Below are 18380 nucleotides of genomic sequence, written 5' to 3'. Positions count from 1 at the left end.
CAATGCGTATCAGTGGTCTCTGCGGGGCAATCGCAGGCATTCTCATCGGAACCACCGCCCAGGCAGCGGCGGTCGAAACCTCTCTCAGGCCGCAGGGGCGGCCCGGCGCGGCAGGGCCGGGTGTCACGGTGATTTCCGTCAATGTCCCCGTCAGCAGCCTGCGCCCGGTGCTGCGCCCGGCCGATCTGCCGCGCGCCGCCGATACATCGGTCCAGCAGGTGTCCACCTCGAACGCGGCCTTCGACCGCTGGATCGGGGGATTTCGCGGCCGGGCTCTCAGTCAGGGCATCAATGCGCGGGTGTTCGACGCGGCCTTTCGCGGCGCGCAATACAGGCCCGATGTCGTCCACAAGGACCGCAACCAGTCCGAATTCAAATCCGAGATCTGGGATTACCTCGATAGTGCGGCCAGCCCCGTGCGCATCGAGAACGGCCAGAAGGCTCTGCGCAGGCATCGCCGCGCCCTGGACCGGATCGAGGCGCATTACGGTGTCGAAAAACAGGTGGTCGCCGCCGTCTGGGGCATGGAGTCCACCTATGGCGAACGGCGCGGCGACATTCCCCTGATCGACGCGCTGGCCACGCTGTCCTATGACGGGCGGCGCGGCGCGTTCTTTGAAAAACAGCTGATCGCGGCGCTGAAGATCCTGCAATCGGGCGATGTCACCCCGCGCAACATGAAAGGCTCGTGGGCCGGGGCCATGGGCCACACGCAATTCATTCCCACATCCTACCTGGCCTATGCCGTGGATTTCACCGGCGACGGCAAGCGTGACATCTGGTCGGACGATCCCACCGATGCGCTGGCCTCGACGGCGGCCTATCTCAAGCGGTTCGGCTGGCGCAAGGGCATGCCCTGGGGGGTCGAGGTGCGGGTGCCGCGCGGCGCGTCCTTCGGCACGACCCAGCGGATGCCCTCGGACTGGGCCACGCGCGGCATCACGGGAATAGACGGGCGGCCCGTGCGCGATTACGGATCGGCCCGCATCCTGCAACCGGCAGGCCCGCAGGGTGCATCCTTCATGGTGTTCGCCAATTTCGACGTCATCAAGCGCTACAACAATTCCGATGCCTATGCGCTCGGCGTGGGGCATCTGTCGGACCGGCTGATCGGCGGGCCGCCGATTCAGGCAAGCTGGCCGCGCGGATACGAGCCGCTCAGCTTCGAGGACCGCAAGGAAATGCAGCGCCTCCTGCGCCGCAAGGGCTACAACCTGGAAAAAATCGACGGCATCGCGGGCCCCAACACCGTCAACGCGATCCGCGCCTTCCAGCGCTCGATCGGCGTCGCCGCCGATGGCTACCCCTCGCAAACCCTGCTCAGGCACCTGCGCAGCCGCTGAACCGCACAATCCGGGAACCTGCTCGACAATCCTGCGCGCCAGAGTCTTAATGCGCGCATGGACATACAGGCAACGCGCCCCGGATGGGGTATCTTCTGGATGGTGGTGACCGGGATGCTGTTCGTCGGCGTCACCGCCCTCGTCAAAATTCTGGGCACCCGCATTCCCGCCCCGCAAGCGGCCTTTCTGCGCTACCTGCTGGGGCTGGTCTTCCTGATCCCCGTACTCGGACCGTTGCGCCGCGCAACGTTCGACCGCACCACATGGGCGCTGTTCGCCGGGCGGGGGCTGGCCCATACCGTCGGCGTGGCGCTGTGGTTTTATGCCATGGCGCGCATCCCCATCGCGGACGTCACGGCGATGAACTATCTCTCGCCCATCTATGTCACCATCGGCGCGGCGCTGTTTCTGGGCGAAACCCTGGCCTTGCGGCGGATCATGGCCGTGGTCGTGGCCCTGATCGGCGCGCTGATCATCCTGCGCCCCGGCTTTCGTGAGGTCGGCCCCGGCCACCTCGCCATGCTGTTCACCGCCATCTTCTTCGGCGCGTCCTACCTGATCGCCAAACGCGCCTCGGCCAGTGCCAGCCCCGGTATCGTGGTGGCCATGCTCTCGATCGCCGTGACCATCGGGCTGGCCCCGGTGGCCCTGATGAACTGGGTGCCTCCCACCTGGGGCGAGCTTGCGATTCTCATGGCCGTGGCCTTTATCGCGACCATAGGGCACTACACCATGACGCTGGCCTTCCGCGCCGCGCCGCTGACCGTCACACAGCCCGTGACCTTCCTGCAACTGGTCTGGGCGGTCCTGCTGGGCGCGCTGGTGTTCGACGAAGGCGTCGATCTGTTCGTCATCCTGGGCGGCTTGGTCATCGTCGGCGCGGTCAGCTTCATCAGCTGGCGCGAATCCCGCCTGAAACGCCGCGCCGTCACCCCGCCCGTTCCGGCCACCAAGGTCTGATCCCCTCTCTCACTGTCCGATCCCCCTTGAAGGCCACCGCGCTTATGAGGATAACCGGGTGAACCCGAAGGACGCCCAAGATGAAGAAACGTGACATGAACCGCGACTGGATCGCCACCGCCCGCACCCTGTCCGAGGCCCTGCCCTACCTGCAACGCTATGACGGCGCGATTGTCGTCATCAAGTTCGGCGGTCACGCCATGGGCAGCGACGAGGCGATGGAAACCTTCGCCCGCGATGTGGTGCTGCTGCGGCAGGTGGGGGTCAACCCGGTGATCGTCCATGGCGGCGGCCCGATGATCAACCAGATGCTGGACAAGCTGGATATCAAATCCGATTTCGTCGGCGGCAAGCGCGTGACCGACGCCGCCACCATGGAAGTGGTGGAAATGGTCCTGTCGGGCCGGGTGAACAAACGTATCGTGCAGGCGATCAATGCACAGGGCGGGCGCGCCGTGGGCCTCTCGGGCAAGGATGCCAACCTGATCACCTGCGACCCCGCCGATCCGACGCTCGGCCTTGTCGGCAACCCCAGCCAGGTCGATCCGGCAATCCTGCACACCCTGTTCCGCGACGATGCGATCCCGGTGATCGCCCCGCTCGGCGCGGGCCGGGACGGCGAAACCTACAACATCAACGGCGACACCGCCGCCGGGGCCATTGCCGCCGCGCTCAAGGCCGACCGGCTGCTGCTGCTCACCGATGTGGACGGGGTGCGCGACGCCTCGGGCGAGGTGGTGACCGAACTCACCTCCGACCAGATTCGCGAAATGACAAAGGAAGGCACCATCGCGGGCGGTATGATTCCGAAAACCGAAACCGCCCTTGCCGCGATCGAGGGCGGCGTGCGCGCCGTGGTCATCCTCGACGGACGCGCGCCCAACGCCGTGTTGCTGGAACTTTACACCGAACACGGCGCGGGCTCGCTGATCCGCCCGAAATGACCGCCCCCGCCCTGCCGCAGATCGCTGAGGCGGCACAGGCTGCCGGGCTGGATATCTTCGGCGGGGTCTCGAACGCCGGCAGCCTGCCGCCCGGCATTGCCACCCTGATCCTGCTCGGCCCGCTGGAACCGGGCTTCTGGCCCCGCTTCACCGCCACGCCGGAATATGGCGACGGCCAGCCCGATCCGCTGGACCGCTGGTCCTCGCGCGTGATCGGCACGCTGGCCGCGCAGCTTGGCGCGCAGGCCTTCTTCCCCTTCGGCGGCCCGCCCTGGCAGCCCTTCACCGGCTGGGCGCGCGATTCGGGGCGCGCGCATATCTCGCCCGTCGGGCTTCTGGTGCACGATAGCGCGGGGCTGATGATCTCGTACCGGGGCGCGCTCGGTTTTGCCCACGCAATCGACCTGCCCCCGCCAGCCCCCAACCCATGCACCACCTGCTCCGACCGTCCCTGCCTCACGGCCTGCCCCGTGGATGCCTTCTCGCCACAGGGCTATGACGTGGCCGCCTGCAAGGCCGACCTCGAGCGCACGGGCAACGATTGCCTGACGCGCGGCTGCGCCGTGCGCCGTGCTTGCCCGGTCAGCCGGACCCATGGCAGGGTCGAATCGCAATCGGCCTTTCACATGCGGGCATTCCAATGACGCTCCGACTGATTCTCATGCGGCACGCGAAATCCAGTTGGGACGACCCGGCGCTGTCCGATCACGCCCGCCCGCTGAATGGCCGGGGGCGCCGCTCGGCCAGCGCCCTGGGCGACTGGCTGCGCGCCCGGGGCTTTCTGCCCGATCAGATCCTCAGTTCCTCCTCCGAACGCACCCGCGAAACCTGCGCCCGCCTCGGGCTGGACGCCCCGGCACAGTTCACCGACATGCTCTACCACGCCGGACCGGCCACGATGCTCAGGGTCTTGCACGGGGCCAGCGGCCAAATCGTCCTGATGCTGGGCCATAACCCCGGCATCGCGGATTTCGCCCACACCCTCGTGGCCACGCCTCCGCCCCATCCGGGATTCGGGACCTACCCCACCTGCGCCACGCTGGTGGCCGATTTTCCCGTCACCGACTGGGCCGATCTCGCCCCCGGCACCGGCCAGACCGTCGATTTCATCGTCCCCCGCGATCTGACGGGCTGAAGGCCGAAACCAGAACCCGCATCATTCGCGAACAGGACAACATCAGGGTCGCGCCCGCCCCCGAGGGTGGGCGCGGTAAAGCCTGCTCAGGCGGTATCTCAAATTGCCACCGCCATACTCTGCTGAAACGATGGGACGATTCGCGCCCGCCCTGGGGGGCGGGGTCGGGCGCGAACCGGATCGCAGGCGATCCGGCGGGAATATGGCCAATACCGCACTTCTCTTACCCAGCCGACCAAAACCAATTCCCCCGCCGCCTCCCGCTTGCACCCGGCGGCGCTTGAGGCTACCCCTGCGCCATGCAAATCGTGCGCGACTTCGACTATGTGGATCAGGCCAACCGGGGCGCTTCCGTCGCCATCGGAAATTTCGATGGTGTGCACCTTGGCCACCAATCGGTGATCGACATCGCCCGCCGGGAAGGGCAGGCCGTGAACGCCCCCCTCGGCGTCCTGACCTTCGAACCCCACCCGCGCGAATTCTTCGCCCCCGACGCCCCCCCGTTCCGCCTGATGGGAAGCGAGGCGCGCGCGCACCGGCTGGAGAAACTCGGCGTCGAAAAACTCTACGAACTGAACTTCAACGCAGGCATGGCCGCCCTGTCGCCCCATGACTTCGCCCGCAACGTGATCGCCAACGGGCTCGGGCTGCGCCATGTGGTCGTCGGTGCGGATTTCTGTTTCGGCAAAGGGCGCGCCGGGGATGCGCGCGATCTCGAACGGTTCGGGCGCGACATGGGCTTCGGCGTCACCATCGCAGAGCTGATCGAGGGGAAGAAGGGGCAGGTTTCCTCCACCGCGATCCGTCAGGCCCTCAGCGATGGCCGCCCGCGCGACGCCGCCGCCATGCTGGGCCACTGGCACCGCATCGAAGGTCCGGTCGTGGGCGGCGAACAGCGCGGTCGCGAACTGGGCTATCCCACCACCAACATGTCCATCGCCGGGCTGCACCCCCCGCGCTTCGGCGTCTATGCCGTGCTGGTCGATGTGCTGGACGGCCCCCATGCCGGCCACTACCACGGCGCGGCCTCGCTCGGCGTGCGCCCGATGTTCAACGGCGAGGTTCCCAACCTCGAAACCTTCATCTTCGACTTTTCCGGCGATCTCTACGGCGCCGACCTGTCCATTGCCCTGATCGACTATCTCCGCCCCGAGGCGACATTCGACAGCCTCGACGCCTTCATCGCCCAGATGGACGCCGACTGCGCACAGGCCCGCGACATCCTCGGATCGCTATGAGCACCGACGACCCCATCGACCGCAGCGGCCTGCGCCCGCGCTACTGGGAAACCACCCCGCTCGACAAGATGACCCGCAAGGAGTGGGAGGCGCTGTGCGACGGCTGCGGCAAATGCTGCATGAACAAGCTCGAAGACGAAGACACCGGCGAGGTCGTCCTGACCCGCGTCGCCTGCCGCCTGTTCGACGACACCACCTGCCGCTGCGCGCAATACGACATCCGCCATCAGTTCGTCCCCGAATGCATCACGCTCACCGCGCGCAACCTTCAGGGGCACCTCTACTGGATGCCCGAAACCTGCGCCTACAAGCTGCTGAACGAGGGCAAGCCGCTTTACGACTGGCACCCGCTGATCTCGGGCGATGCGCAATCCGTGCACGATGCGGGCATCTCCATGCAAAGCCGCACCGTGCCGGAATTCGAGGTCTCCGACGACGACTGGGAAGACCACCTGATCGAGGAACCCGGCACATGAATTTCGCCTCCGACAATTGCGGCCCCGCCCACCCGCAGGTGATCGAGGCCCTCGCCCGCGCCAATACCGGCTTTGCCCGCTCCTACGGCGCCGACGACCTGTCAGCACAGGCCGGCGCCCGCCTGCGCGAGCTGTTCGAGGCCCCGCAGGCCGATATTCACCTCGTCTCCACCGGCACGGCGGCCAATGCGCTGGCGCTGGCCACGCTGGCGCAACCGTGGCAGGCGATCTACTGCACCCCGCTGGCCCATATCCACCGCGATGAATGCCACGCCCCGGAATTCTACAGCGGCGGCGCGAAACTCACCCCCGTCGGCACCGGCGACAAGATGACCGCCGCCGACCTGGCCAATGCCATCGCCGCCAGCCCTCCGGGCGATGTCGGCGTGTCGCAACCCGGCCCGGTCTCGCTGACGCAGGTCACCGAAATGGGCCGCTTCTACACCCTGAGCGAACTTTCGGCCCTCACCGAAACCGCCGCCACCCACGGCCTGCCCGTGCATCTCGACGGCGCGCGATTCGCCAATGCGCTCACCGTGCTGGGCTGCACCCCGGCGGACATGACATGGAAGGCCGGGATCGACGCCGTCAGCTTCGGCGGCACCAAGAACGGCTGCCTCGGGGTCGAGGCGGTGATCTTCTTCAACCCCGAAAAGTCATGGGAGTTCGAGCTGCGCCGCAAACGCGCCGGGCACCTTCTGTCCAAGCACCGCTACCTTGCGGCGCAGATGCTGGCCTATCTCGCCGACGATCTCTGGCTGACCTCCGCGCGCACCGCCAACGCCCGCGCCGCGCGGCTGGCCGACGGACTGCGCGCCCTGCCCGAATGCCACTTTCTGGCCGACCCGCAGGCCAACATGATCTTCGCCACCCTGCCGCGCGCCACCCATCAACGGCTGCACGCCGCCGGCGCGCATTACGGTCTCAACGGCGGCCCGCTCGAAACAGGCGACCCCGACACGCCCCTGCCCATGCGCCTCGTCTGCGACTGGTCGATCGCCGAAGAGTCCATCGACCGCTTCCTCGACATCGCCAAAGGTTAAAGCGCCCGCCCCTTCTTCTTGCCGGAAGTATCCCGGGGGAGTCGCCGCTTGCGGCGACGGGGGCAGAGCCCCCATTCCCGTCACACCCCCCTCACAAGAACCGCAACACCTCGGACGCGACCTGCGCAGGATGGGTGATCGGCGCCATGTGCCCGGCGCCTGAAATGACCGCCCGCCGCGCATCCGGCAGCCGCGCCGCCAGCGCCGCGTCGACATGGCCGATGATGCCGGGCGATTCACTTCCCTCGATCAACAAGACCGGCGCCTTTACCGCCTGCAACACGCCCTCGTTCAACAGGCCCGCCGCATCGTCATAAAGAACCGGCTCCGTCGCTTCGATCAGCGGCATCTGCGCCGCCATTGAGTTGCGCAGCACCTCGGGGATCGCCTCCCAGCGCGCGCCGTTGCCCCAAAGGTCGGTAAAGGCCCGCGCCGCCGCCATCCGGTCGCCCTGCGCCATCGCCGCGGCATAATCCGCCATGTCCCGCTCGAATTCCGCCCGCGCCTCGGGCGCATCGGCAAACCCGGCGGCAAAGAACACCGGCTCGATCAACACCAGCGAACGCACCAGATCGGGGCGCATCACCGCCAGCCGCAAGGCGACCGTCGCACCGAAGGAATGCCCGATCAGATCGGTCGGCCCCTCGCACAGATCGGCGGCAATGCGCGCCGTCAGCTCCTGAATCTCGCCGCGCCCGTCCCAGGGCGCACTGCGCCCGTGGCCCGGAACGTCAAAGGCCCGCAGGCTCAGCCTGTCGGACAGGTGCTGCGCCATCGCCCCCCACGCGCCGGAATGCGCCAGCGAACAATGGATCGCCAGCGCATTGCGCGGGCCCGTTCCGTATGTCGTCCAATAGGTCGGAAACCCCGCCCGCTCGTCCCGTGGCATGCGCTACAGCTTGCCCGCCAGATGCATGTCCAGATCGTCCAGCCGGTCCTGTCCCCAGAAACTCTGCCCGCTGTCGACCACGTAGAACGGCGCGCCAAAGACATTGGCGGCAACCGCCTCTTCCAGATTGGCGGCATAGGTCTCGGCCCCGCTCAAAAGCCCGCTATCGGCCAGTTTCGGATCGAATCCCGCCTGCTCCAGACAGTCGCGGATCACGTCGTCCTGCGCGATATCGCGATCCTCGGCCCAGCAAGCCCGCAAAATCCCGTGCACCAGCGCCCCCAGATCGCCCGATCCGTCCGCCTGCGCCGCGATGATCGCATAGGACGAGGGCGCGGCGTTGGTCGGCCAGTGCGCGGGCTGAAAATTCAGCGCCATACCCGCCTTTTTCGCCTGACGCGGCAATTCCTGTGCGCGATAGGCCATGCGCACCGGGTGCCTGTCCTTGGGGGCGGCCCCGCCCGTGCGCGGGAAAAGCTGCATGATGTCCAGCGGCTTGTAGGTGATGCTCGCGCCGTGGTTCTGGGCGATCTCTTCCAGACGGCTGCCCGCCAGATAGGCATAGGGCGACAGGGTCGAGAAATAATAGTCGATATGATGAGCCATTTTCGCGATTACCCCCCTTGGCATATCTTTGCCCGACGCTACGCCCATGCTAAGCGAAGTTCAACGTCACGAATCTGTTAACAGACCACCTCGGGGACCTGTCCAATGCCGACCACGCCAGAGCCGAAACTGATCACCGGCAACGCCAACAAGCCGCTTGCCAACGCGATCGCCCGCCGCATGTCCATGCATCGCGGCGTCAATGTCGGGCTGGTCGATGCCCGCGTCGAACGCTTCAACGATCAGGAGGTCTTCGTCGAGGTTTATGAAAACGTCCGGGGCGAGGACATGTTCATCGTCCAGTCCACCTCGAACCCGGCCAACGACAACCTGATGGAGCTGCTGATCATGTCCGACGCGCTGCGCCGCTCCTCGGCCAAGCGCATCACCGCCGTGATCCCCTATTTCGGCTATGCCCGTCAGGATCGCCGCTCCAAGGCCCGCACGCCCATCTCGGCCAAGCTGGTGGCGAACATGCTGGTCGAAGCCGGGATCGAGCGGATTCTCACGATGGACCTGCACGCCACCCAGATTCAGGGCTTCTTCGACATCCCCGTGGACAACCTCTATGCCGCGCCGATCTTCGCGCTCGACATCAGGGAACATTTCCGGGACTCGCTCGATGACGTGATGATTGTCTCGCCCGATGTCGGCGGCGTGGCCCGTGCCCGCGAACTGGCCAAGCGGATCGAAGCGCCGCTCGCCATCGTCGACAAACGCCGCGAGAAAGCCGGCGAAGTCGCGGAAATGACCGTCATCGGCGATGTGACCGGCAAGAAATGCGTGATTGTCGACGATATCTGCGACACCGCCGGAACGCTCTGCAAGGCCGCGCAGGTGCTGCTCGATCAGGGTGCCGCCGAGGTCCACGCCTATATCACCCACGGCGTGTTGTCCGGCCCGGCGGTCGAACGGATCACCAACTCGGTCATGAAATCGCTGGTCATCACCGACACGATCCAGCCGACCGACCCGGTCAAGGCCGCACCGAACATCCGCATCATCCCCACCGCGCCCATTCTGGCGCAGGCGATCCTGAACATTTGGAACGGCACCTCGGTGTCGTCGCTGTTCGACACGCCCACGCTCGAACCGATCTACGAGGGCCAGTTCGGCCACTAAGCGCAGGATCGCACTATTGGGATAAAATGCACCGGCGGGGTCGGGCGCGAACCGGATCGCAGGCGATCCGGCGGATCTGCGCACCGGGCCGGTCGCCGGACGTCATGGCAATCAGTGCTTATACCAGGCGGCACGGCCCGGCGCGTCAGTAAAGCTGCCAGTCGTCCTCGTGCTGCAACTCTCCGATCGCCATCCAGCGGATGCGTGCCCGCGCCACGCGCGTATCGCCCCATGTGCGGAACACCACGTCGAACCCGTTGGCCGTGATCTTTTCGGCAGCCACGTCCGCACGTGCATTGGTCGCGCTGTCCATGTCCCACATCGACAGCGAAACATGCACCACCGGCGCCGATCTGAAGGGCTCGCGGAAGGTCAGGGATTTGCGCCGCTCGCGCGCCCCTTCCCCGGTCCACATCTTGCCGCCATCCTCGTAATCCGAGAACAGCACGTCATCGCCCTGATCGATTCCGATGGATTGACTGGTCAGATGTTTCATCACACGGCCTTGCTTTCCCGGCCTGCTGTAATACGTCTTTTGGGCAGGATTGAGAAGGCGAAAAGGCAAAATCGAAATCCCGCCGCCTCCGCTGCCGGTTTCCCTGTTGCAATCGCTCCGCCCCGCCCACAAAATCGCCCTCGGATCAACAGGATGGACCGCCCCATGCCAGACACCGACCAACGCAAGACCCTGCTCCTGACCGGCGCAAGCCGCGGAATCGGCCACGCCACCGTGCGAAAATTCGCCGACGAGGGCTGGCGCGTCATCAGTTGCTCACGCCAACCCTTTTCCACCGAATGCCCCTGGCCCAGCGGCGAGCAGGATCACATCCAGGTCGACCTGTCCGACCCTCGCCAGACCATCGCCGCCGTCGAGGAAATCCGCGCCCGGCTCGAGGGCGGGAAACTGCACGCGCTGGTCAACAATGCGGGCATCTCGCCCAAGGGCCCCGAGGGCGAGCGGCTCAACACCATCGACACCGAACTCGATGCCTGGGGGCAGGTGTTTCACGTCAATTTCTTCGCCCCCGTGGTGCTGGCGCGCGGGCTGATCCCCGAACTGTCGGCGGCGCGCGGCGCGGTGGTCAACGTCACCTCCATCGCCGGATCGCGGGTGCATCCCTTTGCCGGGGCCGCCTATGCCACCTCCAAGGCCGCCCTGGCCGCGCTGACCCGCGAAATGGCGCATGATTTCGGCCCCTCGGGCGTGCGCGTCAACGCCATCGCGCCCGGCGAGGTCGAAACCAGCATCCTCAGCGAAGGCACCGACAAGATCGTCGAACGCCTGCCCCTGCGCCGCCTCGGCCAGCCCTCCGAAGTGGCCGACGCCATCTATTACCTCTGCTCCGATCAAAGCTCCTACGTGTCGGGTGCCGAGATCGAAGTGAACGGCGCGCAACACGTCTGAGGCCCCCCAAACGGCAAAAGGCCCGCCACACCGGGCGGGCCTTTCGCAATCTCGCGGTCTCGCGGCGGATCAGTTGGCCGACAGGCCGATATGATCCCCCATCGCCACCATGTCCGACAGCAGCTTGGCCGCGTCGTCCACCGGGCCGGGCTCGTTGACGAAGGTTTCCTGCGCCTTGGCCAGCTTGTCGGTGGCCTCGTCCACAAGCGCCTTGAAATGCTCTTGCGTCATGTCACCGCTCGGGATCGCCTTTTCGGCCAGAACCGACACGCTGTCGGCACCGATCTCGGCAAAACCGCCGGTCACGACATACTCGGCCTCGCCCTCGGGGCCCGACACCGTCAGGATACCGGGGCGCAGCGTGGTGATCAGCGGGCTGTGCTGGGCCATGGCCGTCAGATCGCCCTCGGCGCCGGGGATACGTACTTCCGTCGCCTCGACCGAAACCAGACGCCGCTCGGGCGACACCAGATCGAATTGCACTGTTTCAGCCATTCTCGGGCCTCCTTGTCTTGCCCTTCCCCGGACCAAAGCGATCCGGGGTCGGACAGGCGTTCATCAGGCCGCGTCGGCAGCCATCTTCTCGGCTTTGGCAAGCACCTCGTCGATGCCGCCAACCATGTAGAAGGCGCCCTCGGGCAGGTGGTCGTACTCGCCGGCCACAACGGCCTTGAACGATTTGATCGTCTCTTCCAGCGGCACCTGCACACCGTCCGAGCCGGTGAACACCTTGGCCACGTCGAAAGGCTGCGACAGGAAGCGCTGGATTTTCCGGGCACGCGCCACGGTCAGCTTGTCCTCTTCGCTCAGTTCGTCCATGCCCAGAATGGCGATGATGTCCTGAAGCGACTTGTAGCGTTGCAGGATACCCTGAACGTCACGGGCCACCTTGTAGTGCTCTTCCCCCACGATGGACGGGTCCATCAGGCGCGAGGTCGAGTCGAGCGGGTCCACGGCCGGGTAAATCCCAAGCTCCGAAATCGCACGGCTCAGAACGGTCGTGGCGTCGAGGTGGGCGAAGGTCGTGGCCGGGGCCGGGTCGGTCAGGTCGTCCGCGGGAACGTAGACGGCCTGGATCGAGGTGATCGAGCCCTGCTTGGTCGAGGTGATGCGTTCCTGCATCGCGCCCATGTCAGTGGCCAGCGTCGGCTGATAGCCCACAGCCGAAGGAATACGACCCAGAAGCGCCGACACCTCGGACCCTGCCTGCGTAAAGCGGAAGATGTTGTCGACGAAGAACAGAACGTCGGTCCCCGACTGGTCGCGGAACTGCTCGGCCAGCGTCAGGCCGGTCAGGGCAACACGGGCACGGGCGCCCGGCGGCTCGTTCATCTGGCCGTAGACCAGCGCCACCTGCGATTCTTCCAGGTTGTCGGGCTTGATCACGTTCGATTCGATCATCTCGTGATACAGGTCGTTCCCCTCACGGGTCCGTTCCCCCACACCGGCGAACACCGAATACCCCGAGTGCACCTTGGCGATGTTGTTGATCAGTTCCATGATCAGAACCGTCTTGCCCACACCGGCACCGCCGAACAGGCCGATCTTGCCGCCCTTGGCGTAAGGCGCCAGCAGGTCGATCACCTTGATGCCGGTCACCAGGACTTCGGATTCGGTGGACTGTTCGCTGAATTCCGGCGCGGGCTGGTGAATCGCGCGGCTTTCTTTCGCCTTGATCGGCGCGCCTTCGTCAACGGGCTCGCCCACGACGTTCAGGATGCGGCCCAGGGTGGCGTCGCCCACCGGAACGGTGATCGGGCCGCCGGTGTCGCCGACTTCCTGACCGCGGACCAGACCTTCGGTCGCGTCCATGGCGATGGTGCGCACGGTGTTTTCACCCAGGTGCTGGGCAACTTCCAGAACCAGGCGCTTGCCGTTGTTGTCGGTTTCGAGGGCGTTCAGAATCTCGGGCAGGTGGTCGTCGAACTGAACGTCCACCACGGCGCCGATCACCTGAGTGATTGTGCCTTTTGCGTTTGCCATTGTTTCGTCTCTCCGGTTTCTCGTCAGAGCGCCTCAGCGCCCGAAATGATTTCAATAAGCTCGTTCGTGATGACGGCCTGACGCGAACGGTTGTATTCGATGGTCAGCTTGTCGATCATCTCGCCGGCGTTGCGGGTCGCGTTGTCCATGGCGGACATCCGCGCGCCCTGTTCCGATGCCCCGTTTTCCAGCAGCGCGCTGAAGATCGCCGTCGCCACGCCGCGCGGCAGAAGATCGGCCAGAATGGCCTCTTCGTCCGGCTCGTAGTCGTAAACGACACTGGCCTCGGGGGCCTCTTCGGCGGTCTCCTCGTCCACCTGGAACGGGATCACCTGCTGCATGCTCGGCACCTGGCTGACGACGTTCACGAACTTCGAATAGAAGATCTTGGCCACGTCGAATTCGCCCGCGTCGAACCGGCTCAGAACATCGGCGGCGATCGTCTGGGCGTCCGCATACCCGATATTCTTCACCTCGCTCAGATCGACATGGTGGATGAACAGCTCGCCCAGATCGCGCTTCAGCGCGTCGCGGCCCTTCTTGCCCACCGTGAGGATCTTCACGGTCTTGCCCTTGGCGCGCAGATCTTCGGCCTCGGCCCTCGCCAGCTTGGCGATATTGGCGTTGAAGCCCCCGCACAGCCCGCGTTCGGCGGTCAGCACGACAAGCAGGTGCACGTCGTCCGATCCCGTCCCGCGCAGCAGCCTCGGGGCGCTGTCGCTGTCCCCGACCGAGGCGGCCAGCTTGCCCATGACGGCATTGAACCGCTCGGCATAGGGGCGCGACTGCTCGGCAGCGTCCTGCGCGCGGCGAAGTTTCGCCGCGGCAACCATCTGCATGGCCTTGGTGATCTTGCGGGTCGATTTGACCGACTCGATCCTGTTTTTAAGGTCCTTGAGACTCGGCATTGCCTTATCTCCCCCTTATGCGAAGTCGGCGGCGAATTCGTCCAGCGCAGCCTTGATCTTGTCCTCGGCGTCCCCCTTCACCTTGGGGTCGTCCTTGGTGATGAAGTCCAGCAGGCCCTGGTGCTTGCCACGCAGGTGGTTCAGCAGGCCCTCTTCGAAACGGCCCACCTGATCGACGGGGATCTTGTCCAGATACCCATGCGTCCCGGCATAGATCACACAGACGATCTCGGCGTTGGTCAGCGGCGAATACTGCGGCTGTTTCATCAGCTCGGTCAGGCGCGCGCCACGGTTCAGCAGCTGCTGGGTGGCGGCGTCGAGATCCGACCCGAACTGGGCAAAGGCGGCCATCTCGCGATACTGCGCCAGTTCCAGTTTCACCGGACCGGCAACCGATTTCATCGCGTTGGTCTGGGCCGACGAGCCCACACGCGACACCGACAGACCGGTATTCACGGCCGGGCGGATACCCTGATAGAACAGTTCCGTTTCCAGGAAGATCTGCCCGTCGGTGATCGAGATCACGTTGGTCGGAATAAAGGCCGACACGTCGCCGCCCTGGGTTTCGATGATCGGCAGCGCCGTCAGCGAGCCCGAGCCGTTGTCTTCGTTCAGCTTGGCCGACCGCTCCAGCAGGCGGGAGTGCAGGTAGAACACGTCGCCCGGATAGGCTTCACGCCCCGGCGGACGGCGCAGCAGCAGCGACATCTGACGATAGGCGACGGCCTGCTTGGACAGGTCATCGTACACGATCAGGGCATGGCGGCCATTGTCGCGGAAATGCTCGGCCATGGCGGTGGCGGCATAGGGCGCCAGGAACTGCATCGGCGCGGGGTCCGACGCGGTGGCGGCCACGACGATCGAATATTCGATCGCGCCCGACTCTTCCAGCTTCTTCACCAGCTGCGCCACGGTCGAACGCTTCTGGCCGATGGCCACGTAGACGCAGTAGAGCTTCTTGCTCTCGTCGTCGCCGGCGGCATCGTTATAGGATTTCTGGTTCAGGATGGTGTCCAGCGCCACAGCGGTCTTGCCGGTCTGGCGGTCGCCGATGATCAGCTCACGCTGGCCACGGCCGATCGGGATCATCGCGTCGACCGATTTCAGGCCGGTCGCCATCGGCTCGTGCACCGATTTACGCGGGATGATGCCGGGGGCCTTCACGTCGGCCAGCAGGCGCTTGTCGGTCTTGATCGGGCCCTTGCCGTCCAGCGGGTTGCCCAGACCGTCCACGACGCGGCCCAGCAGTTCGTCACCGGCGGGCACGTCCACGATGGACTTGGTACGCTTGACGGTGTCGCCTTCCTTGATCTCGCGGTCCGACCCGAAGATCACGACACCCACGTTGTCGGCTTCGAGATTCAGCGCCATCCCCATGACACCGCCGGGGAATTCGACCAGTTCGCCGGCCTGGACGTTGTCCAGACCGTATACGCGCGCAATACCGTCACCAACCGACAGAACCCGGCCGACCTCGGCCACCTCGGCCTCCTGGCCGAAGTTCTTGATCTGGTCCTTCAGGATCGCAGAAATCTCTGCAGCTTGGATACCCATTTATCCGACCTCTTTCATTGCATTCTGTAGGGAATTCAGGCGCGAGCGGATCGAGGTGTCGATCATCTTCGAGCCCACCTTTACGACGAGACCACCGATGAGAGTTTCATCGACGGTCGCATTGATCTTGACGTCCTTGCCCACGCGCGCCTTCAGCGTCTTCGCCAGCTTGTCTGCCTGTGTCTTGGTCAGCGCCTTGGCGCTGGTCACCTGCGCGGTAACTTCACCCTTGTCCTCGGCGATCATGTCCGACAGCCGGGTCAGCAGCTGCGGCAGCACGAACAGGCGGCGCTTCCCGGCCATCACGGCCAGCCCGTTGCCCATCGCCGGTTCGAGTTTCATCTTCTTGGCCAGCGCGGCCATGACCTTGCCCTGCTCGGCGCGCGACAGCACCGGCGAGGCGATGACCTCGCGCAGCTCTTCGCTGCTGTCCAGCGCGGCGGCGAGATCGGCAATGTTGGATTCAAGCTTGGGCAGAGATTTGCTCTCTTTCGCAATCTCGAAAATGGCGGTGGCATAGCGCTCGGCGATGCCGGAGGAGATCGAAGCTGGTTCGGACACGTCCACCCTTCCGATTTTCTGGCCCCGGTTCCGCGCACAGCATTTCCATGCGTCCGGGGGCGTTGACAGGTATTCAGATATTAAAACACCGAAATTTGAACGCGGTGTAGCAGAGCCTTGCGCACCTAGCAAGCTACAGGAAAACCATTGCACACCGTCGAATACCACGTGTTTTCATATACTTGCGCCAAGTGCGACCGTTTGCGCGAAATTTGCTGATTGAAAATGTTATGAATTTTCCGACTTTTCGCGATTCCTTCGCGTCACCCTTGCCCGCGCGGCAGGCGCGGTCGTTATCGCTATCACCCGAAACCCGGTGTTTTCGCCCCCGGCAAGGCAGTGTAACCCGGTCCGCGCACCGATTTCACAAGGATCGCCCGCCCGTGCCGTACAAAACCGCTGTCGCCCTCACCCTCGCCCTCGCCCTCCTGATCGGCTGGGGCACGCTCAGCCCGCCGGGGCCGCCCGGCCCGCCGATGCCTTATGTCGATAAACTCATGCATGCCGCGGCCTTCGCCGTGCTGGTCCTGCCGCTGACATGGGTGCGGGCACGCAGCGCGCTCTGGCTCGCGCCGCTGGCGCTGGCCTATGGCGGCGGGATCGAACTGATCCAGCCCTCTTTCGGACGCACAGCCGAATGGGCCGACCTGCTGGCCGACGGCATCGGCATCGCCCTCGGCTGTCTGCCCGGCCTGATCCGCGCACGGGCCTGACAGGAAGCCAGGCCGCGCATCGCCAGACCGCGGGATGGCGATCGAACGGCCATTCTTTGCAGTTTATCCCAGCCAAATCCGAAAGAGGCCGGAACGGCGCGCGGACCTCACCCAATCGCCAGCCCGTGCAGGCGGTCTGGCGATGCGCGGCGCCTTCGGCGCTGTTTCGCGCGGGTGGGAAGACCTCTGCGGTTTCAATCCTGACAATCGCCGGACATGGTGCCGATGGCTGCTATGCGGACTTTTCTGTCGTTACCTGAAGGTCTGCCTACCGCTCTTGCAGGGCGAGACGAACACCCAATGTGCAGTAGATACTGCCAACAACCTTGCCCTGCCACTTGAGGACGGTCGGGTTGCGGCGGAGAAAGTTTCCAAGCCCCCCGGCAGCAACCGAATACACGATTGTACTGAAGAAACCGATTAAGGCGAAGACCACTCCCAAAACAGTGAGTTGCATGACCACAAAGCCTTTCTCGGGTGCAACGAACTGCGGAAGAAATGCAAGAAAGAAGAGCGCTGTCTTGGGATTCAGGACTTCAGCCAAGATCGCCTGCCTGAAGGCTTGAGCAGCAGTGATCGGAACACGTCCTTGGCCCAGATCGACCGAGCCTTTCTCGAAAATAGCTTTCAAGCCAAGATAAACGAGATATGCCGCGCCGAGATACTTTACCACCGTGAACAGCGTCGCGGATGCCGCGATGATTGCCGAGATGCCGACAACAGCCATGATGGTGTGAAGGAAGTCGCCAGCCGTGATACCCGCGCCCGTCGCGATGCCCACTTTCGTCCCCGAGGTGGTGGCCCGAGCGACCGTCAACAGCGTCGCGGGGCCAGGGATGAACACGAAGCCCAAAACGATCAACGAATAGGTAAATAAAACAGCAGGGTCGATCATTGAAATTTCTCCATATTCACTTGAAGTTTGAGCAATCCATAGATCACACTTGAAAACAAGCACAAAGAGCGGTCATTCGCTATCCCCCGACTAACGAGCAGGTAGGCCTCAATCCTGACAATCGCTGTAATTGGTGCCGATGGCTGCTATGCGGACTTTTCGGACGTTCGCTATAAGCGTGCCAAGGTCCGCTTTGACGAAATAATAGACAAAGGGTCATTTGGTTGTCGATCCAAGGGCTGACAAGATGCTTCTTGTCTCGTGGCTCAGACGAGCGATTTGGCATTGATCACCCAGCGACATGGTTTTATTCTCGTGGAAGTTTGTCTGCTATCGCTTTGAATTGCGTAGCATTGAACCCTGTCAACGTCGGCATTTCCCAGTCAAAGAAGGCCTTGTTTTCGATTGCATGAAGGATCAGAGATCGAATTCCGTACATCTCCAGTGAGGTCAAGCCTGTATCAGGGATAACATGCCTAATCGAGGCAGCTATTTTTGTAGCACATACCCTAGGCGGCGTCTGCATTTAGGGGATTCCCAAATCAGCCTCCGTTTGATTCAAGATCAAAAACGGGAGGCGATCTTGAGCAGACGGACTTTGACAG

Annotated in this window: 20 protein-coding genes; 11 read left to right on the top strand and 9 right to left on the bottom strand. The window is 64.4% G+C overall.

Features of this window, described 5'->3' with window-relative positions; all coding sequences use genetic code 11:
- Nucleotides 1–2: 2 nt before the first annotated feature.
- The 8 genes from BUB53_RS16715 to BUB53_RS16680 all read left to right on the top strand — a co-directional run bounded on the left by BUB53_RS16715 (nt 3) and on the right by BUB53_RS16680 (nt 7139).
- Nucleotides 3–1343 (top strand): lytic murein transglycosylase, encoded by a 1341-nt coding sequence (locus BUB53_RS16715; protein ID WP_084729252.1) that lies wholly within the window; start codon nt 3–5, stop codon nt 1341–1343.
- Nucleotides 1344–1400: 57 nt separating this feature from the next.
- On the top strand, nt 1401–2303 hold the full coding sequence (locus BUB53_RS16710) for a DMT family transporter (protein WP_073036134.1): 903 nt from the start codon (nt 1401–1403) through the stop codon (nt 2301–2303).
- A gap of 80 nt (nt 2304–2383) precedes the next feature.
- The gene (gene argB / locus BUB53_RS16705) at nt 2384–3247 is read left to right on the top strand and encodes an acetylglutamate kinase (RefSeq protein WP_073036132.1); all 864 of its coding nucleotides are present in this window, start codon (nt 2384–2386) and stop codon (nt 3245–3247) included.
- Nucleotides 3244–3891 (top strand): ferredoxin, encoded by a 648-nt coding sequence (locus tag BUB53_RS16700; RefSeq protein WP_073036131.1) that lies wholly within the window; start codon nt 3244–3246, stop codon nt 3889–3891. The genes argB and BUB53_RS16700 overlap by 4 nt, the downstream gene beginning before the upstream one ends.
- Nucleotides 3888–4382, top strand: coding sequence for a SixA phosphatase family protein (locus BUB53_RS16695; RefSeq protein ID WP_073036130.1), 495 nt, complete (start codon nt 3888–3890; stop codon nt 4380–4382). The genes BUB53_RS16700 and BUB53_RS16695 overlap by 4 nt, the downstream gene beginning before the upstream one ends.
- Before the next feature lie 299 nt (nt 4383–4681).
- A complete protein-coding gene (locus tag BUB53_RS16690) occupies nt 4682–5620 on the top strand; it encodes a bifunctional riboflavin kinase/FAD synthetase (RefSeq protein WP_073036129.1) in 939 nt (312 codons plus the stop codon).
- The gene (locus tag BUB53_RS16685; RefSeq protein WP_073036127.1) at nt 5617–6096 is read left to right on the top strand and encodes a YcgN family cysteine cluster protein; all 480 of its coding nucleotides are present in this window, start codon (nt 5617–5619) and stop codon (nt 6094–6096) included. The genes BUB53_RS16690 and BUB53_RS16685 overlap by 4 nt, the downstream gene beginning before the upstream one ends.
- Complete coding sequence (locus BUB53_RS16680) at nt 6093–7139, top strand: threonine aldolase family protein (RefSeq protein WP_073036126.1); 1047 nt, start codon at nt 6093–6095, stop codon at nt 7137–7139. The genes BUB53_RS16685 and BUB53_RS16680 overlap by 4 nt, the downstream gene beginning before the upstream one ends.
- A gap of 91 nt (nt 7140–7230) precedes the next feature.
- On the opposite strand, the gene BUB53_RS16675 is transcribed toward BUB53_RS16680, so the two are convergent.
- A complete protein-coding gene (locus BUB53_RS16675) occupies nt 7231–8028 on the bottom strand; it encodes an alpha/beta fold hydrolase (protein WP_073036125.1) in 798 nt (265 codons plus the stop codon).
- A gap of 3 nt (nt 8029–8031) precedes the next feature.
- Complete coding sequence (locus BUB53_RS16670) at nt 8032–8634, bottom strand: 2-hydroxychromene-2-carboxylate isomerase (protein WP_073036123.1); 603 nt, start codon at nt 8632–8634, stop codon at nt 8032–8034.
- Nucleotides 8635–8739: 105 nt separating this feature from the next.
- On the opposite strand from BUB53_RS16670, the gene BUB53_RS16665 reads away from it, so the two are divergent.
- Nucleotides 8740–9756 carry a ribose-phosphate pyrophosphokinase gene (locus tag BUB53_RS16665; protein ID WP_073036121.1) on the top strand — a complete coding sequence of 339 codons (1017 nt, stop codon included), beginning with the start codon at nt 8740–8742 and terminating at the stop codon, nt 9754–9756.
- A gap of 145 nt (nt 9757–9901) precedes the next feature.
- Here the strand turns inward: BUB53_RS16665 and BUB53_RS16660 are convergent, their stop codons facing one another.
- Nucleotides 9902–10252, bottom strand: a complete 351-nt coding sequence (locus tag BUB53_RS16660; protein WP_073036119.1) for an H-type lectin domain-containing protein — start codon at nt 10250–10252, stop codon at nt 9902–9904.
- 165 nt (nt 10253–10417) lie between these two features.
- Here BUB53_RS16660 and BUB53_RS16655 point away from each other — a divergent pair, with 165 nt between their 5' ends.
- A complete protein-coding gene (locus BUB53_RS16655) occupies nt 10418–11161 on the top strand; it encodes an SDR family NAD(P)-dependent oxidoreductase (RefSeq protein WP_373285786.1) in 744 nt (247 codons plus the stop codon).
- A gap of 69 nt (nt 11162–11230) precedes the next feature.
- Here BUB53_RS16655 and BUB53_RS16650 read toward each other — a convergent pair whose 3' ends face one another.
- The 5 genes from BUB53_RS16650 to BUB53_RS16630 form a co-directional block, all read right to left on the bottom strand.
- A complete protein-coding gene (locus tag BUB53_RS16650) occupies nt 11231–11656 on the bottom strand; it encodes a F0F1 ATP synthase subunit epsilon (RefSeq protein WP_073036113.1) in 426 nt (141 codons plus the stop codon).
- A 63-nt stretch (nt 11657–11719) separates the two neighbouring features.
- Entirely contained in the window at nt 11720–13144 is a 1425-nt protein-coding gene (gene atpD, locus BUB53_RS16645) for a F0F1 ATP synthase subunit beta (RefSeq protein ID WP_073036111.1), read from the bottom strand.
- Between the two features lie 23 nt (nt 13145–13167).
- Entirely contained in the window at nt 13168–14052 is an 885-nt protein-coding gene (locus BUB53_RS16640; protein ID WP_073036109.1) for a F0F1 ATP synthase subunit gamma, read from the bottom strand.
- A gap of 15 nt (nt 14053–14067) precedes the next feature.
- On the bottom strand, nt 14068–15606 hold the full coding sequence (atpA, locus tag BUB53_RS16635; protein ID WP_073036107.1) for a F0F1 ATP synthase subunit alpha: 1539 nt from the start codon (nt 15604–15606) through the stop codon (nt 14068–14070).
- Nucleotides 15607–16167, bottom strand: a complete 561-nt coding sequence (locus BUB53_RS16630; protein ID WP_073036104.1) for a F0F1 ATP synthase subunit delta — start codon at nt 16165–16167, stop codon at nt 15607–15609.
- 383 nt (nt 16168–16550) lie between these two features.
- On the opposite strand from BUB53_RS16630, the gene BUB53_RS16625 reads away from it, so the two are divergent.
- On the top strand, nt 16551–16880 hold the full coding sequence (locus tag BUB53_RS16625) for a VanZ family protein (protein WP_073036377.1): 330 nt from the start codon (nt 16551–16553) through the stop codon (nt 16878–16880).
- Between the two features lie 268 nt (nt 16881–17148).
- On the opposite strand, the gene BUB53_RS16620 is transcribed toward BUB53_RS16625, so the two are convergent.
- Nucleotides 17149–17775: a LysE family translocator gene (locus BUB53_RS16620; RefSeq protein ID WP_073036102.1), complete on the bottom strand. Its 627-nt coding sequence runs from the start codon at nt 17773–17775 to the stop codon at nt 17149–17151.
- Between the last annotated feature and the right edge of the window lie 605 nt (nt 17776–18380).

This window comes from Roseovarius pacificus (assembly GCF_900142665.1).
Taxonomy (GTDB): Bacteria; Pseudomonadota; Alphaproteobacteria; order Rhodobacterales; family Rhodobacteraceae; genus Roseovarius; species Roseovarius pacificus.
This window is presented reverse-complemented; position numbering and strand designations above follow the sequence as displayed.

What these genes read in the sequence shown, in the direction of transcription:
- argB (WP_073036132.1), top strand. Translation starts at nt 2,384, where the DNA reads ATGAAGAAACGTGACATGAACCGCGACTGGATCGCCACCGCCCGCACC.
- atpD (WP_073036111.1), bottom strand. Translation starts at nt 13,144, where the DNA reads ATGGCAAACGCAAAAGGCACAATCACTCAGGTGATCGGCGCCGTGGTG.
- BUB53_RS16655 (WP_373285786.1), top strand. Translation starts at nt 10,418, where the DNA reads ATGCCAGACACCGACCAACGCAAGACCCTGCTCCTGACCGGCGCAAGC.
- BUB53_RS16675 (WP_073036125.1), bottom strand. Translation starts at nt 8,028, where the DNA reads ATGCCACGGGACGAGCGGGCGGGGTTTCCGACCTATTGGACGACATAC.
- BUB53_RS16670 (WP_073036123.1), bottom strand. Translation starts at nt 8,634, where the DNA reads ATGGCTCATCATATCGACTATTATTTCTCGACCCTGTCGCCCTATGCC.
- BUB53_RS16690 (WP_073036129.1), top strand. Translation starts at nt 4,682, where the DNA reads ATGCAAATCGTGCGCGACTTCGACTATGTGGATCAGGCCAACCGGGGC.
- BUB53_RS16665 (WP_073036121.1), top strand. Translation starts at nt 8,740, where the DNA reads ATGCCGACCACGCCAGAGCCGAAACTGATCACCGGCAACGCCAACAAG.
- BUB53_RS16695 (WP_073036130.1), top strand. Translation starts at nt 3,888, where the DNA reads ATGACGCTCCGACTGATTCTCATGCGGCACGCGAAATCCAGTTGGGAC.
- BUB53_RS16650 (WP_073036113.1), bottom strand. Translation starts at nt 11,656, where the DNA reads ATGGCTGAAACAGTGCAATTCGATCTGGTGTCGCCCGAGCGGCGTCTG.
- BUB53_RS16715 (WP_084729252.1), top strand. Translation starts at nt 3, where the DNA reads ATGCGTATCAGTGGTCTCTGCGGGGCAATCGCAGGCATTCTCATCGGA.
- BUB53_RS16640 (WP_073036109.1), bottom strand. Translation starts at nt 14,052, where the DNA reads ATGCCGAGTCTCAAGGACCTTAAAAACAGGATCGAGTCGGTCAAATCG.
- atpA (WP_073036107.1), bottom strand. Translation starts at nt 15,606, where the DNA reads ATGGGTATCCAAGCTGCAGAGATTTCTGCGATCCTGAAGGACCAGATC.
- BUB53_RS16710 (WP_073036134.1), top strand. Translation starts at nt 1,401, where the DNA reads ATGGACATACAGGCAACGCGCCCCGGATGGGGTATCTTCTGGATGGTG.
- BUB53_RS16700 (WP_073036131.1), top strand. Translation starts at nt 3,244, where the DNA reads ATGACCGCCCCCGCCCTGCCGCAGATCGCTGAGGCGGCACAGGCTGCC.
- BUB53_RS16680 (WP_073036126.1), top strand. Translation starts at nt 6,093, where the DNA reads ATGAATTTCGCCTCCGACAATTGCGGCCCCGCCCACCCGCAGGTGATC.
- BUB53_RS16685 (WP_073036127.1), top strand. Translation starts at nt 5,617, where the DNA reads ATGAGCACCGACGACCCCATCGACCGCAGCGGCCTGCGCCCGCGCTAC.
- BUB53_RS16660 (WP_073036119.1), bottom strand. Translation starts at nt 10,252, where the DNA reads ATGAAACATCTGACCAGTCAATCCATCGGAATCGATCAGGGCGATGAC.
- BUB53_RS16620 (WP_073036102.1), bottom strand. Translation starts at nt 17,775, where the DNA reads ATGATCGACCCTGCTGTTTTATTTACCTATTCGTTGATCGTTTTGGGC.